Annotated in this window: 15 protein-coding genes; 4 read left to right on the top strand and 11 right to left on the bottom strand. The window is 73.8% G+C overall.

Translation table 11 applies throughout. The features are described 5' to 3' along the window. Positions 1-28 precede the first annotated feature (28 nt). The 4 genes from F0L17_RS16755 to F0L17_RS16770 form a co-directional block, all read right to left on the bottom strand. Positions 29-583 (bottom strand): VanZ family protein, encoded by a 555-nt coding sequence (locus F0L17_RS16755; RefSeq protein ID WP_162466295.1) that lies wholly within the window; start codon positions 581-583, stop codon positions 29-31. 63 nt (positions 584-646) lie between these two features. Then, entirely contained in the window at positions 647-1,276 is a 630-nt protein-coding gene (locus F0L17_RS16760; RefSeq protein ID WP_338018112.1) for a hypothetical protein, read from the bottom strand. Further along, complete coding sequence (locus F0L17_RS16765; RefSeq protein ID WP_155073739.1) at positions 1,273-2,871, bottom strand: sensor histidine kinase; 1,599 nt, start codon at positions 2,869-2,871, stop codon at positions 1,273-1,275. The genes F0L17_RS16760 and F0L17_RS16765 overlap by 4 nt, the downstream gene beginning before the upstream one ends. Positions 2,872-3,082: 211 nt before the next feature. Then, positions 3,083-3,760 carry a response regulator gene (locus tag F0L17_RS16770; protein ID WP_338018113.1) on the bottom strand — a complete coding sequence of 226 codons (678 nt, stop codon included), beginning with the start codon at positions 3,758-3,760 and terminating at the stop codon, positions 3,083-3,085. A 192-nt stretch (positions 3,761-3,952) separates the two neighbouring features. Here F0L17_RS16770 and F0L17_RS16775 point away from each other — a divergent pair, with 192 nt between their 5' ends. Beyond that, on the top strand, positions 3,953-4,729 hold the full coding sequence (locus F0L17_RS16775) for a SigE family RNA polymerase sigma factor (protein WP_155071716.1): 777 nt from the start codon (positions 3,953-3,955) through the stop codon (positions 4,727-4,729). A 127-nt stretch (positions 4,730-4,856) separates the two neighbouring features. Here F0L17_RS16775 and F0L17_RS16780 read toward each other — a convergent pair whose 3' ends face one another. After that, the gene (locus tag F0L17_RS16780) at positions 4,857-5,474 is read right to left on the bottom strand and encodes a uridine kinase family protein (protein WP_162466296.1); all 618 of its coding nucleotides are present in this window, start codon (positions 5,472-5,474) and stop codon (positions 4,857-4,859) included. A 119-nt stretch (positions 5,475-5,593) separates the two neighbouring features. On the opposite strand from F0L17_RS16780, the gene F0L17_RS16785 reads away from it, so the two are divergent. Next, positions 5,594-6,058: a hypothetical protein gene (locus tag F0L17_RS16785; RefSeq protein ID WP_155071717.1), complete on the top strand. Its 465-nt coding sequence runs from the start codon at positions 5,594-5,596 to the stop codon at positions 6,056-6,058. A gap of 66 nt (positions 6,059-6,124) precedes the next feature. On the opposite strand, the gene F0L17_RS16790 is transcribed toward F0L17_RS16785, so the two are convergent. Genes F0L17_RS16790 through deoC form a run of 3 tightly spaced genes read right to left on the bottom strand, consistent with a single transcriptional unit; the run spans position 6,125 to position 9,451 of the window. After that, positions 6,125-7,021 carry an aldehyde dehydrogenase family protein gene (locus tag F0L17_RS16790; protein ID WP_155071718.1) on the bottom strand — a complete coding sequence of 299 codons (897 nt, stop codon included), beginning with the start codon at positions 7,019-7,021 and terminating at the stop codon, positions 6,125-6,127. Then, positions 7,014-8,450 (bottom strand): aldehyde dehydrogenase family protein, encoded by a 1,437-nt coding sequence (locus F0L17_RS16795; RefSeq protein ID WP_155071719.1) that lies wholly within the window; start codon positions 8,448-8,450, stop codon positions 7,014-7,016. The genes F0L17_RS16790 and F0L17_RS16795 overlap by 8 nt, the downstream gene beginning before the upstream one ends. A 5-nt stretch (positions 8,451-8,455) precedes the next feature. Continuing rightward, positions 8,456-9,451, bottom strand: coding sequence for a deoxyribose-phosphate aldolase (gene deoC, locus F0L17_RS16800; RefSeq protein ID WP_155073741.1), 996 nt, complete (start codon positions 9,449-9,451; stop codon positions 8,456-8,458). A 135-nt stretch (positions 9,452-9,586) separates the two neighbouring features. Between deoC and F0L17_RS16805 the strand changes: the two genes are divergently transcribed. Beyond that, a complete protein-coding gene (locus F0L17_RS16805; protein ID WP_155071720.1) occupies positions 9,587-10,204 on the top strand; it encodes a PH domain-containing protein in 618 nt (205 codons plus the stop codon). 127 nt (positions 10,205-10,331) lie between these two features. Here F0L17_RS16805 and F0L17_RS16810 read toward each other — a convergent pair whose 3' ends face one another. The 3 genes from F0L17_RS16810 to F0L17_RS16820 form a co-directional block, all read right to left on the bottom strand. Beyond that, complete coding sequence (locus F0L17_RS16810; RefSeq protein ID WP_162466297.1) at positions 10,332-12,026, bottom strand: phosphohexomutase domain-containing protein; 1,695 nt, start codon at positions 12,024-12,026, stop codon at positions 10,332-10,334. 215 nt (positions 12,027-12,241) lie between these two features. Further along, positions 12,242-13,063: a purine-nucleoside phosphorylase gene (locus F0L17_RS16815; protein ID WP_162466298.1), complete on the bottom strand. Its 822-nt coding sequence runs from the start codon at positions 13,061-13,063 to the stop codon at positions 12,242-12,244. Positions 13,064-13,153: 90 nt separating this feature from the next. After that, entirely contained in the window at positions 13,154-13,591 is a 438-nt protein-coding gene (locus F0L17_RS16820; protein ID WP_155071722.1) for a gamma-glutamylcyclotransferase family protein, read from the bottom strand. A gap of 123 nt (positions 13,592-13,714) precedes the next feature. On the opposite strand from F0L17_RS16820, the gene F0L17_RS16825 reads away from it, so the two are divergent. After that, on the top strand, positions 13,715-15,163 hold the full coding sequence (locus F0L17_RS16825) for an NAD(P)H-quinone dehydrogenase (protein WP_155073744.1): 1,449 nt from the start codon (positions 13,715-13,717) through the stop codon (positions 15,161-15,163). Positions 15,164-15,325: the final 162 nt, after the last annotated feature.

Raw genomic sequence — 15,325 nt, forward strand, 5'->3', positions numbered from 1 at the left:
AGGAGAGCGATACGGGCAAAGCGTCCGTCTAGGGTGTCGTTCCGACCCTGGGAGTTCTCGGGGTCGTCCCCCGATCCCCGTCCCGCGGACGCCGGAGCGGCCGGCTCGGGGAGCCCTCCCGCCGCACCGCGGCACGCAGCCGGGAGCGCAGCACCGGGTAACACGCCAGGTGCACCACGGCCACCCCGGTGGTGTTGAGCAGCAGCGCGTCCACGTTCGCGACCTGCCCCGGCACGGCGGGCTGCACCAACTCGATCCCCAACGAGATCATCGCCGCGGCGAAGACCGTACGCGCCCACGAGCCCAACCGTGACGTCAACCGGCCCGCCGCCATCGGCAGCAGCACCCCCAGCGGGGCCAACAGCGCCAGCCCCCCGCCGATGCCCTCCAGGGCCGTCCACGGACCGCCGGCCAGATCGGCGTGGATGGAGGCGAAGGGACGCAGGTTCGCCGGCGCGACCCACGGCACGGAAAGGGGACGCAGCGTCAGCCATCCGACGAACAGCAGATGGCAGCAGAGGAGTACGAGACCCGCCGCACGGAGGCGGTGGACGGTCGAGCCGCCGCGGTGATGACGCTGCACGGCGACGGAGACGCGTTCGGGACGGCCCCGGTTCCGCCCGTCCGCCCGTCCGTGCGGCGCCCCCTACGGGAGCGGGACGCCGGCCGTCCTCGCCGCGTCGGGGCTGCCGCGAAGCGCGGCGGTGCACGAGTAGGCCAGCGGCTCGCCGCCGGCTTCCTCCGGGCCGCCGAGCACCACCGACTCCTGCCGGCCGGCGGCGGCCGTGCCCGTGAACGTGCACACGATCTGGGCCAGGGCGAAGGGGGGCAGCCCGCCCGGGTCCCGGCTCAACCGCAGCGTCTCCGCCGGATCGCCCGCACCGGGGCCGGTCACCTCCAGCCCGCCGGGGACGGAGGTGCCGAACCCCGCGTCCCGCTCGGCCCGTGACGGGTTCTTCCCGAGCTCGTCCAGGAGTTCGCGGGCCGTGGCCAGCCGCGTCTCCCGGTCCGTCCCGGTGCCGTCCACGGGGACGGAGCGCTCCACGGGGGCCACCGCGCCGCCGCAGACCAGGTGGACCTCCATCCGCACGGTCCCGTCACCGGGGCGCGGTTCCCCCTCGGCGCCGGGCGCCGAGCAGGGCACCCGGGACGGTGCCCCGCCCGCGTCCACCGGCACGGGCGTGGACCGTATGCCGCACCCGCCGAGGGCGAACGCCACCAGGGCGCCGACCGCGGCTGCGCGGCGGGCGCGGGAGGTGTCGCGCGTGGTGGTCACCGTGCCCCCTCCTCGTCGTCCGTCGTGCCGTTTCGGGCGGTACGGCCGCTTCCGGCCTCCGTGTCGCCGCCGTTCTCGTCGTTCTCGTCGATCTCGCCGTCCACGCCGCTCCCGCCGTCCGCGTCGCGGTTCGGGTCCGACGCGAGGCGGGCGGCGTCGCGGGGCAGCCGCAGGGTGAACACCGCGCCGCCCCCGGGCGCGTTCTCCGCGGTGATCTCGCCCCCGTGGACGTGGGCGTTCTCCTGCGCGATCGACAATCCGAGCCCGCTGCCCTCCGAGCGGGGCCGGGAGGCGCTCGCCTTGTAGAAGCGGTCGAAGACGTGCGGCAGCACCTCCTCGGGGATGCCCGGACCGTTGTCCGCCACGCGCACCACCAGTTCGTCCCCTCCCGACGCGGACTCGTGGGTGCGCACCGACACCCGGACCGGGGAGCCGCCGTGCTTGAGCGCGTTGCCGATGAGATTGGCCAGGATCACGTCCAGCCGCCGGGGGTCCAACCGCGCCACGATGCCGCGGTCGGCGTCCAGCTCCACCGCGTCCAGCCAGGCGCGGGCGTCGATGCAGGCCGTCACCTGGTCCGCCACGTCGACGTCGTCCAGCACCAGCCGGGCCGTCCCCGCGTCGAAGCGGGTGACCTCCATCAGATTCTCCACCAGGTCGTTCAGCCGTCGGGTCTCGCTGACGACCAGCTCGACCGCGGGCGCGATCATCGGGTCGAGCGAGTCGACCTCCTCCTCCAACACCTCCGTCACCGCGGTGATCGCGGTCATCGGGGTGCGCAGCTCGTGCGACATGTCCGCCACGAAGCGGCGGCTGGACTCCTCCCGGGCGCTCAACTCGGCGACCCGCTTCTCCAGCGCCGCGGCGGCGTCGTTGAACGTCCTGGACAGCTCGGCCAACTCGTCGCTGCCCGACACCCGCAGCCGGGTGTCCAACTTCCCCTCGCCCAGCCGCCGCGCCGCGTCCCCCAACCGCTGCACGGGCCGCAGCACCGTCGTGGCGGCGGCCTGCGCCAGCAGGGCCGCGCCGATCAGCGCCAGCGCGGTGGCGATCGCCAACGACCAGGCCAGGGAGTTGAGGTCGTCGCGCTCGGGCGCCAGCGACTTGAACATGTAGCCCGTCGGACCCCCTCCGATCACCTTCGCGCCGCCCACCAGGTACGGCTCGCCCCGCAACGTGATCCGCTGCCAGTACATGTGGTATTCGGCCTTGTTCGCCCCCTCCAGCGGACGCTTCCTCGCCACCGCGGCGCGCAGCGCCTCGGGGACGTCGCCCAGGGCGAACTCCGGGGCGGAGGTGGCGGCGCACACCGAGCCGTCGCGCTCCTCGACGGTCAGCACCACCTCGTAGCGCTGGGTGCTGTCGGCCATGGTGTCGGCCGCGCCCCGCACCGCGTCGCAGGCGGGCGCGCGCGGCAACGCGCCCGCGTTCTCGCCCAACGACTCGCGGAAGTCGTTGAGCGCGGCGTTCTGCGCCCGGGTGAGGACGGCGTCGCGGTTGATCCAGTACGCGATGCCGGAGACGGCCACCGCGGAGACCAACGCGACCACCGCGAACACCACCACCAGCCGCAGCCGCAGGCTCGACAGCCGCAGCGAGCCGGTGATCCTGCCGGTCGCCTCCTTCGAGGGGGCGCCCCGCCCGTCGGACCCGGACTCCTCCCGTGCCCCGGCCGTTCCGCGCGCCGCGCGCGCGTCGTTCGTCACCGTGCCCACCGTGCCTCCCCGTGGACGCCGTCGCGCGCGGGGACCGTGCCCACCGCGGGTATCGGCGCGGGACGCCTGCCGGCGTCGTCTGCCCTCCGTCTCACGTGGGCGGGTCCAGCCGGTAGCCGACCCCGCGTACCGTGCGGATCAGCGTGGGGGAGGAGGGGACGTCCTCGACCTTCGCGCGCAGCCGCTGCACGCACGCGTCGACCAGACGGGAGTCGCCCAGGTAGTCGTGTTCCCACACCAGCCGCAGCAGTTGCTGACGCGACAGCGCCTGACCGGGGCGGCGGCTCAGCTCCAACAGCAACCGCAGCTCGGTCGGGGTCAGTTGGAGGTCCCGACCGTTCTTGGTCACCGTCATCGCCGAACGGTCGACCACCAGTGCCCCGAACGTCGCCGAGTCGCTCGCCTCCCGTTCGCCGCGCCGCATCACCGCGCGGATGCGGGCGTCCAGCACCCTGCCCTGCACCGGTTTGACGACGTAGTCGTCCGCGCCCGACTCCAGGCCGACCACGACGTCGATGTCGTCGCTGCGCGCGGTCAGCAGGATGATCGGCAGCTGGTCCGTGCGCCGGATGCGGCGGCACACCTCGAAGCCGTCGATGCCGGGCAACATGACGTCCAGCACGATCAGGTCCGGCCGTTGTTCGCGCAGCATCCTGAGACCGTCCTCACCCGAGGCGGCGGTCACCACACGGTGACCCTGCCGGGTCAGACCCATCTCCAGGGCGGTACGGACGGCCTCGTCGTCCTCGATCAGCAACAGGAAAGGCACGGGCGCCATTCTGGCGCATCCCGCGGCCGGGCTTCGACCTGCCGGCGTGCGCGGGACGCCCACGACGCCGGTCGTCCCGCACCGGGGCCCTGTGACACCCCTGTGACAGTCGGGGAACCCCGTCATGAAACTGCCCCGGCAATGTATTCGGCACAAGCAAGCGCACGGGCCGGCTCCAGAGGGGGGCGCGAGATGACCACACTGCACCGCACCATCACCAGCGCAGTTATCCAGACGCGTCTGCACGCCCCCGCGGTTCCCGACCGGGGCGCGCAGAAGTCCGGCGTCGCGGGACCGGGGGTGTCCTCCGCGCAGCGGGGGTGCGCCCGTGGCGCCGGGCGGCAGCGGCCGAGGCACATCGCGGCCGTGGAGGAGCCGGTCGGGGGGAGCGGTCCGGCGGGGGAGGAACCGTGCGGGGAGGTCGCGGGGGAGCGGCGCCGGGGGGTCTCGGAGGCGGAGTTCACCGCCTACGTGCGAGAGCGCCGCGCCTCCCTGTACGCCACCGCGTACCACCTCACCGGCGACCGCCACGAGGCCGAGGACCTGCTCCAGAGCGCGCTGTTCTCCACCTACCGGGCCTGGGACCGGATCAGCGACAAGGCGGCCGTCGGGGGGTACCTCCGCCGCACCATGACCAATCTGCACATCAGCGCCTGGCGCCGCCGCAAGCTCAACGAGTACCCGACCGAGGAGCTGCCGGAGTCGGCGGGCGAGAGCGACGCGATGCGCGGCACCGAACTGCGCGCGGTCCTGTGGCAGGCGCTGGCCCGGCTGCCGGAGCTCCAGCGCACCATGCTGGTCCTGCGCTACTACGAGGGCCGCACCGACCCGGAGATCGCGGACATCCTGAACATCAGCGTCGGCACGGTCAAGAGCAGCATCTGGCGCTCCCTGCGCCGGTTGCGCGACGACGAGTCGCTCAGCTTCGGCCGCGACCTGGAGGAGAGCTTCGGGGAACTGGTCGCCTGACGGGCGGCCGGCCCCGGGGACGGGGGGGACCGAGGGGGAACAGGGGGGAACAGAGGGGGAGGAACGGGGGAACACGGGGGAGGGCGAGCGGGTCCGGTCGGCCGGGGGTCCGACCGGACCCGCTCGTTCACACGTGCGCGGCCGACGGCACGCGGAGGGCCGCTATCCGGGCCAGGGCCTCGTCGCGGCCGCAGGCGTGGGCTCCCAGGGAGACGTGCCGGGCCACGATCGCGCCCTCGTCGCGCATCAACGTCCAGCCGCGACGCACCAGGACGGGCAGCGGCTTGCGGCCCTCGCGCACGTCGCGGACCAGCCGGCGCCGGAACGTGGTGGAGGGACGGCCGCGCAGGCACAGCGCGTCGGCCAGCACCCCCGCCTCCCGGCACTGTCCGACGATGTCGGCGGCGAAGACGCCCTCGGCGACGAACAGCCGCGCGCCGCCCAGCGTCAGCTCCTCCTCGCCGACGCGTGCGCTGGTGGAGATGTCGTACACCGGCACGGTGGCGCGGCCGTGCTCGCACAGGGCGGCGATCGTGGCGACGGCGGCCTCGGCGTCCCAGGAGGCCGGGTCGTCCCAGTCCACCAGGTCGCTGCCGGGGAACAGGGGGAGGGACGGGTCCCCGGCCTCCTTGTAGAAGTCGTCCAGGCGCAGCACGGGCAGCCCGGTGCGGGCGGCGAGCGAGGACTTCCCCGATCCGGAGGGACCGGTCAGGAGGATCACGCGGGTGGGGTCGGGAGAGGTCACGGAAGACCATTCTCGGTCATCCACGGGCGCCCCGGTACACGTGTGCGCGGAACGCCCGGCTCGTATACGCTGCGTCACCGTACGATCACGCACGACGAGTTCACTGGGGTAGGTGTCCCATGACGGCTCAACGCCGCCGGCACGCACGAGAGAAGCAGGCCCGCACGAGGAGGAACGGCGCCCCGCGCGCCCTGCTGCGGGTCGGCCTGACGTTCTCCGCCGTCGGAGCCACGGTGACGGGAGGGGCGACGGCGGCCGCCGCGGCGGAGCCCGAGCCGCTGCTCCAGGCGTCGAGCCTCACCGCGTTGGTCTCGCCGGAGTCGCTGGGGACGAGCGCGAGGGGCGCGGCCGAGGCGCTGGGGGCGATGGAGCACGCGACGACCGGGGCGCTGCGTCCGGCGAAGGACCACCGGTTGCATCCACTGGCGGGCACGGGGGTGGATCCGCTGGCCAACTCGGCGAGCACCCGGATCGCCGACTTCCACCCCGTGAGCACCGAGGCGGTGACGGGGCCGATCTCCCGCGGCGCCTCGCCCCGCGAACTGCCGGTGGCGGGGCCGGTGCTGGGGCTGCTGCCGGGCTGAGCCGGGGTGGCGTCCGCCGTGCGGTGCACGGGCGGCGGAAGCCACCCGTGCACCGCACGCGTGCCGTCAGACGCCGATGGGGTGCCAGACGGTCTTGGTCTCCAGGAACGCCAGCATCCGCTTGGTACCGGGATCGGCGGACCAGTCGGCGGCCGTGGCGTCGCCCTCCGGGCGGAGCACCCGCTTGAGGTTCTCCGCGGCGGCCGTCTCCAGCTCCTTGGCGAGGTCGGCGTCGGCGCCCGTCAGGTCGATCGCGTTGACGTCCTGGTGGGCGGCGAGCGGTGCGGCGATCTCGGCCGTCCGCCCGGAGAGGACGTTGACCACGCCGCCGGGCAGGTCGGAGGTGGCCAGCACCTCGGCCAGGGAGAGGGCGGGCAGGGGGGCCCGCTCGCTCGCGACGACCACCGCCGTGTTGCCGGTGACGATCACCGGGGCGAGCACCGAGACCAGGCCCAACAGGGAGGACTCCCGCGGGGCCACGACGGCGACCACACCGGTCGGTTCGGGGGTGGAGAGGTTGAAGTACGGGCCGGCGACGGGGTTGGCCCCGCCCGCGACCTGGGCGATCTTGTCGGACCAGCCCGCGTACCACACCCAGCGGTCCACGGCGGCGTCCACCCGGGCGGCGGCCTTCGCCTTCGACAGCCCCTCGGCGGCGGCGACCTCGGCGGTGAACTGCTCGCGGCGGCCCTCCAACATCTCGGCGACCCGGTAGAGGATCTGGCCGCGGTTGTAGGCCGTCGCACCCGACCAGCCGCCGAACGCCTTGCGGGCGGCGACGACCGCGTCCCGGGCGTCCTTGCGGGAGGCCAGCGGTGCGTTGGCCAGCCGGTTGCCGCGCGTGTCGGTCACTTCGTACACCCGTCCGCTCTCGGACCGGGGGAACTTCCCCCCGACGAACAGCTTGTAGGTCTTCAGGACGCTCAGCCGCGGGTGCGCGGCGCTGCCGGAGCTGTCAGACATCGAGGTACGCCTCCAGACCGTGACGGCCGCCCTCGCGGCCGAAGCCCGACTCCTTGTAGCCGCCGAACGGCGAGGTCGGGTCGAACTTGTTGAACGTGTTGGCCCACACCACACCGGCCCGGAGCCGGTTCGCCATCGCCAGGATGCGCGATCCCTTCTCCGTCCACACGCCCGCGGACAGGCCGTACTGCGAGTTGTTGGCCTTGGCCACCGCCTCGTCCGGGGTGCGGAAGGTCAGCACCGACAGCACGGGGCCGAAGATCTCCTCACGGGCGATCCGGTGGGCCTGGGTGACGTTCGTGAAGACCGTCGGCGGGAACCACCAACCGCGCTCGGGCAGGTCGCACGCCGGGGACCAGCGCTCGGCGCCCTCGGCCTCGCCGCTGTCGGCGAGTTCGGTGATGCGGGCGAGCTGCTCGGCCGAGTTGATCGCGCCGACGTCGGTGTTCTTGTCCAGCGGGTCGCCGACCCGCAGGGTGGCCAGGCGGCGCTTGAGGGCGTCCAGCAGCTCGTCCCGGATCGACTCCTGGACCAGCAGGCGGGAGCCCGCGCAGCAGACCTGGCCCTGGTTGAAGTAGATGGCGTTCACGATGCCCTCGACGGCCTGGTCGATCGGCGCGTCGTCGAAGACGATGTTGGCGCCCTTGCCGCCCAGCTCCAGCGTGAGCTTCTTGGCGCTCCCCGCGACCGTGCGGGCGATCTGCTTGCCGACGGCCGTGGAGCCGGTGAAGGCGACCTTGTCGATCCCCTCGTGCGCCACCAGCGCGGCGCCGGTGGAGCCGTCGCCGGTGAGGATGTTGACCACCCCCCTGGGCAGCCCGGCCTGGCGGCAGACGTCCGCGAAGAACAGCGCCGACAGCGGGGTCGTCTCCGCGGGCTTGAGGACGACGGTGTTGCCGCAGGCCAGTGCCGGGGCGACCTTCCAGGCCAGCATCAGCAGCGGGAAGTTCCACGGGATGATCTGGCCGGCCACGCCCAGCGGACGCGGGTCGGGGCCGAAGCCGGCGTGGGAGAGCTTGTCGGCCCAGCCCGCGTGGTAGAAGAAGTGCGCGGCGACCTGCGGCAGATCGGCGTCGCGGGTCTCGCGGATCGGCTTGCCGTTGTCCAGGGTCTCCAGGACGGCCAGCTCGCGCGAGCGCTCCTGGATGATCCGGGCGATCCGGAACAGGTACTTGGCGCGCTCGGCGCCGGGCAGCGCCGACCAGGGGCCGAAGGCGCGGCGGGCGGCGGCCACGGCGGCGTCCACGTCCTCGGCGCCGGCGTGGGCGACCTCGGAGAGCACCTCCTCGGTGGCCGGCGAGACCGTCTTGAGGACCCTGCCGTCGGCGGCCTCGCGGAACTCTCCGTCGACGAAGAGGCCGTAGGAGGGGGCGATGTCCACCACGGCGCGGGACTCGGGCGCGGGCGCGTACTCGAACATGGGGCTCATCTCGATCAGTCCACCGTCACGTAGTCGGGGCCGGAGTAGCGCCCGGTGGTCAGCTTCTGGCGCTGCATCAGCAGGTCGTTCAGGAGACTGGAGGCGCCGAAGCGGAACCAGTCGGGGTGCAGCCAGTCGTCGCCGAGGGTCTCGTTCACCATCACCAGGTACCGGACCGCGTCCTTGGTGGTGCGGATGCCGCCGGCGGGCTTGACCCCGACCTGCCGGCCCGTGGTGGCGCGGAAGTCGCGCACGGCCTCCAGCATCACCAGGGTGTTGGCGGGGGTGGCGTTGACCGCGACCTTTCCGGTGGAGGTCTTGATGACGTCGGCGCCGGCGAGCATCGCCAGCCAGGAGGCGCGGCGGATGTTGTCGTACGTGGACAGCTCGCCGTTCTCGAAGATGACCTTCAGGTGCGCGTCCTCGCCGTCGGTACGGGCGCACGCCTCCTTCACGGCCCTGATCTCCTCGAAGACCCGCAGGTAGCGGCCGGAGAGGAAGGCGCCCCGGTCGATCACCATGTCGATCTCGTCGGCGCCGGCCGCCACCGCGTCGCGGGTGTCCGCCAGCTTCACGTCCAGCGCGGCGCGGCCGGAGGGGAAGGCGGTGGCGACGGAGGCGACCTTGACGTCCTGCCCGCCGCCGGTGGCCAGGGCCTCCTTGGCGGTGGCCACCATGTCCGGGTAGACGCAGATCGCGGCGACCTTCGGGACGGTGCGGTCGGTGGGGTCGGGGTTGACGCCCTTGGCGCACAGCGCCCGGACCTTGCCGGGGGTGTCGGCGCCCTCCAGGGTCGTCAGGTCGATCATGGAGATGGCGAGGTCGATGGCGTACGCCTTCGCCGTGGTCTTGATCGAGCGGGTGCCGAGCATCGCGGCGCGGGCTTCGAGGCCGACCGCGTCGACCCCGGGGAGGCCGTGCAGGAAACGGCGGAGCGCGGCATCGGAGGCGGTGGCGTCCGCCAGCGCGGGGGGCGGCGCGGCGGAGGGCGCGGGAGACATGGCAGACATGGTCACCAGACGAGCATATCTACGCGCGTAGCGACCTGTCACCCCCCTCACTCCCGCCGGTATGCCGGATTCCGGTTCTGTATCGGACCTCGTCGCTCGACCGCGCCCACCGGGGGATCGGGCAGAATCGGGGCCATGAGTGAGCAGCCCGGTTACGCCGACCACGTCTACCGATCCGGATCGGCGCTGGTGGGAGGCGCCCTGCTGCTGGCGCTCGTGGTACTGCTGTGCGGCGAGGGGGCCGTCAACGGCGAGGGCCGCGTCCGCTGGGTCTCGCTGGCCGCGCTGCTGTGCCTGGCCCCGCTGGTCGTCGCCTTCTCGCTGCGGCCCGCCGTGTACGCGGGCCGGGAGCGGCTGCGGGTGCGCAACCCGTTCCGCACGATCACGCTGCCCTGGGGCGCCGTCGACGACGTGCGGGCCGGATACTCCACCGAGGTCTTCGCGGCCGGCCGCAAGTACCAGATGTGGGCGATCCCCGTCTCGCTGCGCCAGCGCAAGAAGGCGCTGCGGCAGAGCGGGGGCGGCCGGCCCCCGCTCGTCCCGTCCCGTCCCGGAGCGATGTCGCCCCCGGCGCCCGGCGGTGACCACCGGGCGCGGGCCGACCAGGCGGTGGAGGAGATCCGGGGACTCGCCGAGCGGCACTCCTCCGACGACGCCGCGCAGGGCTCCCCGAACGTCCGGTGGGCCTACGAGATCATCGCTCCGACGGTGGTGGGGGCGGCGGCCCTGCTGCTCCTGATCGTCCTGGGCTGACGCCGGCGCCCCGGCCGCCCCCTCGGCGCCCGGCCGCGGCCGGGCGCGGCACGGGACCTTGGGGCCGGCCGCCGTGCCGCGCGGGTGGGGTGCCTCGGATCCCTCGGACTCCCCCTCGGACTCCCCCTCAGATCCCCGCAGCCGCGGCCAGGTCCGCCTTGAGGGACTCCAACACCGCCCGGGCCGTGGCGCGGGCCGTGGCCGGTTCGGAGGCGTCCGCGACCGGGACGACCACCTCCAGGTAGCACTTCAGCTTCGGCTCCGTGCCGCTGGGGCGGACGACGACCCGGGCCCGTGAGACCCGTTGCCGGGGGTCGCCGGCCAACCGGTAGCGCAGGCCGTCGGTGGGCGGGAGGCCCTCGACGCCGAGGGAGAGGTCCTCGGCCGAGAGCACGGTCAGACCGGCCAGCTTCGCGGGCGGCGCCTCGCGCAGCCGGCGCATCGCGTCGGCGATCACCGAAAGGTCGTCCACCCGCACCGAGAGCTGGTCGGTGGCGTGCAGCCCGTACTCCACGGCGATGTCGTCGAGCAGCTCGGTCAGGGAGCGGTCGCTCTCCTTCAGCTCGGCGGCCAGTTCGGCGACGAGCAGCGCGGCCGTGATGCCGTCCTTGTCGCGGACGCCCTCGGGGTCGACGCAGTAGCCCAGCGCCTCCTCGTAGGCGTAGCGCAGGCCGTCCACCCGGGCCAGCCACTTGAAGCCGGTCAGCGTCTCGGTGTGGGGCAGTCCCGCCGCCGCGGCGATCCGCGACAGCAGGGACGAGGAGACGATCGTGGTGGCGAAGGTGCCCCGCGCCCGCTTGTGCACCAGGTGGGTCGCCAACAACGCCCCCACCTCGTCACCGCGCAGCATGCGCCACCCCGCCTCCGACTCGGGATCGGGCACGGCCACCGCGCAGCGGTCGGCGTCGGGGTCGTTGGCGATGACGAGATCCACGTCCGCCACGCCGTTGGACCGGTGTTCGCGGGCCGTGGCGAACGCCAGGTCCATCGCCCCCGGCTCCTCGGGATTGGGGAAGGCGACGGTGGGGAAGTCGGGGTCGGGCTCGGCCTGCTCGACGACCGGGACCGGGGCGGGGAAGCCGGCGCGTTCGAAGGCGGCGGCGAGCGTGGCGCCGCCCACGCCGTGCAGCGAGGTGTGGACCACCCTCACGTTCCGGGGCCCACCGGGAGTGAGGACGGACACGGCCCGCTCCAGGTAGGCGTCGACGACCTCCTCGCCGAGCGTCTCCCAACCGGAGTCGGCGCGCGGGACGTCCGCGAGCGAGCCGACCGAGTCGATCTCGTCGGCGATCTCGGCGTCGGCGGGCGGCACGATCTGGGAACCGCCGCCGAGGTAGACCTTGTACCCGTTGTCGCGCGGCGGATTGTGGCTCGCGGTGACGGTGACGCCCGCGACGGCGCCCAGGTGCCGGACGGCGAAGGCCAGCACCGGGGTGGGCAGGGGGCGGGGCAGCAGGGCGGCCCGGAGCCCGGCGCCCACCATCACGGCGGCGGTGTCGCGCGCGAAGTCCTCGCTCCGGTGACGGGCGTCGTACCCGATGACGACCAGGCCACCGTCGTGCCCGTGCCTGCGGAGGTACGCCGCGAGCCCGGCGGCCGCCCGGATGACGACCGCGCGGTTCATCCGCATCGGACCGGCGCCCAACTCCCCGCGCAGCCCGGCGGTGCCGAACCGGAGGGTGCCGGAGAAGCGGTCGGCCAGTTCGGCCGTGTCCCCCGCCTCGATCAGCCGGGACAGCTCCTCGCGGGTCTGTGGGTCCGGGTCCTCGGCCAGCCAGGCCTTCGCCCGCGCGGTCGGGTCCTCGTGCTGCACGGTTGCCACGCTCTCTCTCCGCCTCTCGCGTGTCGCTCACGGGCGGCGTGCCGTGCCGCCCCGTCTCGCTCTCGGCGCCCCGCCCTTGGCGCGGGGCGCGTTCCGTTCCGGCCCCACACCTACCCGGGAGGTCCGCGGACAGCCCGGCGCGCGCCCCGCGTACGCCGTGTGGACCCACGGCGGTCCGGCGGGAGCACGGGAGGCCGGTGCCGGCGCCGGTCCGCTCAGACGCGTTCGAGGACCCGGGCCAGCAGACCGCCCATCCGGGCGGCCGAGTCACGGCCGGCCTGGAGGACCTCCTCGTGGTTCAGCGGTTCGCCCGTCATGCCCGCGGCCAGGTTGGTGACCAGGGAGATGCCCAGCACCTCGGCGCCCGCCTCACGGGCGGCGATGGCCTCCAGGACGGTGGACATGCCCACCAGGTCCCCGCCGATCGCCCGGACCATGCCGATCTCGGCCGGCGTCTCGTAGTGCGGGCCGGGGAACTGGACGTAGACGCCCTCCTCCAGGGAGGGGTCCACCTCCTGGCACAGCGCGCGCAGCCGCGGCGAGTACAGGTCGGTCAGGTCCACGAAGTTGGCGCCCACGATCGGCGAGGTGCCGGTGAGGTTGATGTGGTCGCGGATCAGGACCGGCTGCCCCGGACGCATACCGGGGCGCAGGCCGCCGCAGCCGTTGGTCAGCACGACCGTCTTGCAGCCGGCGGCCGCGGCCGAGCGAACGCCGTGGGCGACGGAGGCGACCCCGCGGCCCTCGTAGTAGTGGGTGCGGCCGAGGAAGACCAGTGCCCGCCTGTCGCCGACGCGGTAGGAGCGGACCCGCCCGGCGTGGCCCTCCACCGCCGGCGGCGGGAAGCCGGGGAGGTCGGTGACCGGGAAGTCGTGGTCCGGTTCCCCGAGCGCGTCGGCGGCCGGAACCCAACCCGACCCCATGACCAGGACGACGTCGTGGCTCTCCGCGCCGGTCAGCTCGCGGAGCCGGGCCGCGGCGGCGTCTGCGGCGGCGTACGGGTCGGCGGAGTATTCCGTGGTGGCAGATGCGTTCACGCGATGAGGGTAACCGGAAAATGCCTACGCGCGTAGATGGATGTCCGGGAAGTGGCGCGAACCCGCCGGCGCGCGCCTCCTCGGCGCCCCTCAGCAGGGACGCTCGCGCAGCTCCAGGACGTAGTCGTGGGGCGCCCCGGCGGACTCCGCGGCGTCGGCGATCTCGCCCAGGTAGCGAGCCGAGGGCAGACCGCCCTCGTAGCCGTTGAGCACGTAGCACCACGCGGCCTCGTCACCGTCCAGGGTGTGCGCGCGCACCCTGGTGCGGCGGTAGACGCCCATGCCGACGCCCTCCCAGCGGTCCATGGAGTCCTCGTCCATGGGCGCGACGTCGTACAGCGCCACGAAGACCGTCGAGCCCGGCGCCTCGACGACGGTCGCCAGGGAGCCCTCCCAACCCATGTGCTCGCCGCCGAAGGCGAGCCGCCAACCGCTGAGCCACCCGGTGCCGCGCAGCGGGGAGTGCGGGGCCCTGCGGGACATCAGCCGGGCGTCGAGGTTTCCGGCGTACGCGGCGTAGAGCGACATACGGCGAGGGTAGCGGCACGCCCGGAGGGGGACGGCGGGCCGGGGGTCACGGGGCGAGGGGCGGGACGGGAGGCGCGCGGGCACGGACGGGTGGTGACGGGCGTGACGGGGGCGCGTGAGAAACTGGGGTACGTGACTCGGATCGTGATCATCGGTGGTGGACCCGGCGGCTACGAGGCGGCTCTGGTGGCCGCCCAGCTCGGAGCGGAAGTGACCGTCGTCGACCGGGACGGCCTGGGCGGGGCGTCGGTGCTGACCGACTGCGTCCCGTCCAAGACCCTCATCGCCACGGCCGAGGTGATGACGAACTTCGACTCCTCCTACGAGGAGCTGGGCATCATCGTCGAGGACGGCACCCCCGACCCCGACCGCCCCGCCCGTGTGGTCGGGGTGGATCTGGGGAAGGTCAACCGGCGTGTGAAGCGCCTGGCCCTGGCCCAGTCGCACGACATCACCGCCGCCGTCACCCGCGCCGGCGCCCGTGTGCTGCGCGGGCGCGGCCGGCTGGAGCCGCACCACGCGCCCGACGGCTCCCGGCAGGTCGTCGTGGAGACGGCGGACGGGAGCGAGGAGCGGCTGGCCGCCGACGCCGTCCTCGTCGCCACCGGCGGACGGCCGCGGGAACTGCCCGACGCCAGGCCGGACGGCGAGCGCATCCTGAACTGGACCCAGGTCTACGACCTGGAGGAGCAGCCCGAGGAACTGATCGTGGTCGGCTCCGGTGTCACCGGCGCCGAGTTCGCCGGCGCCTACCAGGCGCTGGGCTCCCGCGTGACGCTGGTCTCCTCGCGCGACCGCGTGCTGCCGGGCGAGGACCCGGACGCGGCGGTCGTCCTGGAGGACGTCTTCCGCCGCCGCGGCATGAACGTGATGTCCCGCTCCCGGGCCGCGTCGGTCAAGCGCGTCGGGGACCGGGTGGAGGTCACGCTCTCGGACGGTCGGGTCGTCACCGGAAGCCACTGTCTGATGGCGGTCGGCGCCGTGCCCAACACCTCCGGGATCGGTCTGGAGGAGGCCGGGGTCACGCTGAAGGAGTCCGGCCACATCCGCACCGACCGGGTCTCCCGCACCACCGCCCCCGGCGTCTACGCGGCCGGCGACTGCACGGGTGTCTTCGCGCTCGCCTCGGTCGCGGCCATGCAGGGCCGGATCGCGATGTACCACTTCCTGGGCGAGACGGTGGCGCCGCTGGACCTCAAGACGGTCTCGGCGAACGTCTTCACCGACCCGGAGATCGCCACCGTCGGCTACTCGCAGGCCGACGTGGACGCCGGACGGATCGACGCCCGCGCCGTCAAGCTGCCGCTGCTGCGCAATCCCCGGGCGAAGATGCAGGGCATCCGGGACGGCTTCGTGAAGCTTTTCTGCCGTCCGGGCACGGGGATCGTGGTCGGCGGCGTGGTCGTGGCGCCGCGCGCCAGCGAGCTGATCCACCCGATCTCGGTGGCGGTGGACAACAACCTGACGGTCGAGCAGATCGCGAACACGTTCACCGTGTACCCCTCGCTGTCGGGGTCGCTGGCCGAGGTGGCCCGGCAGTTGCACACCCGGAAGACCGCCGAGGGGAGCTGACCCCTCCGGCCGCACGGGGCCCGGCGGGTCGGCGGGGAGGCCAACGTCTGCTCGGTGGAGCGGAGTTGGCGCGGGGCCGCACGACGGCCACGCGCGGCCGTCGTGCGCCCGGCGCAGCCTGTGTGGCGCCGGATCACGCGTATACCACGGCGGAAACCCGTC

It is taken from the genome of Streptomyces taklimakanensis, from assembly GCF_009709575.1.
Classification (GTDB): Bacteria; Actinomycetota; Actinomycetes; order Streptomycetales; family Streptomycetaceae; genus Streptomyces; species Streptomyces taklimakanensis.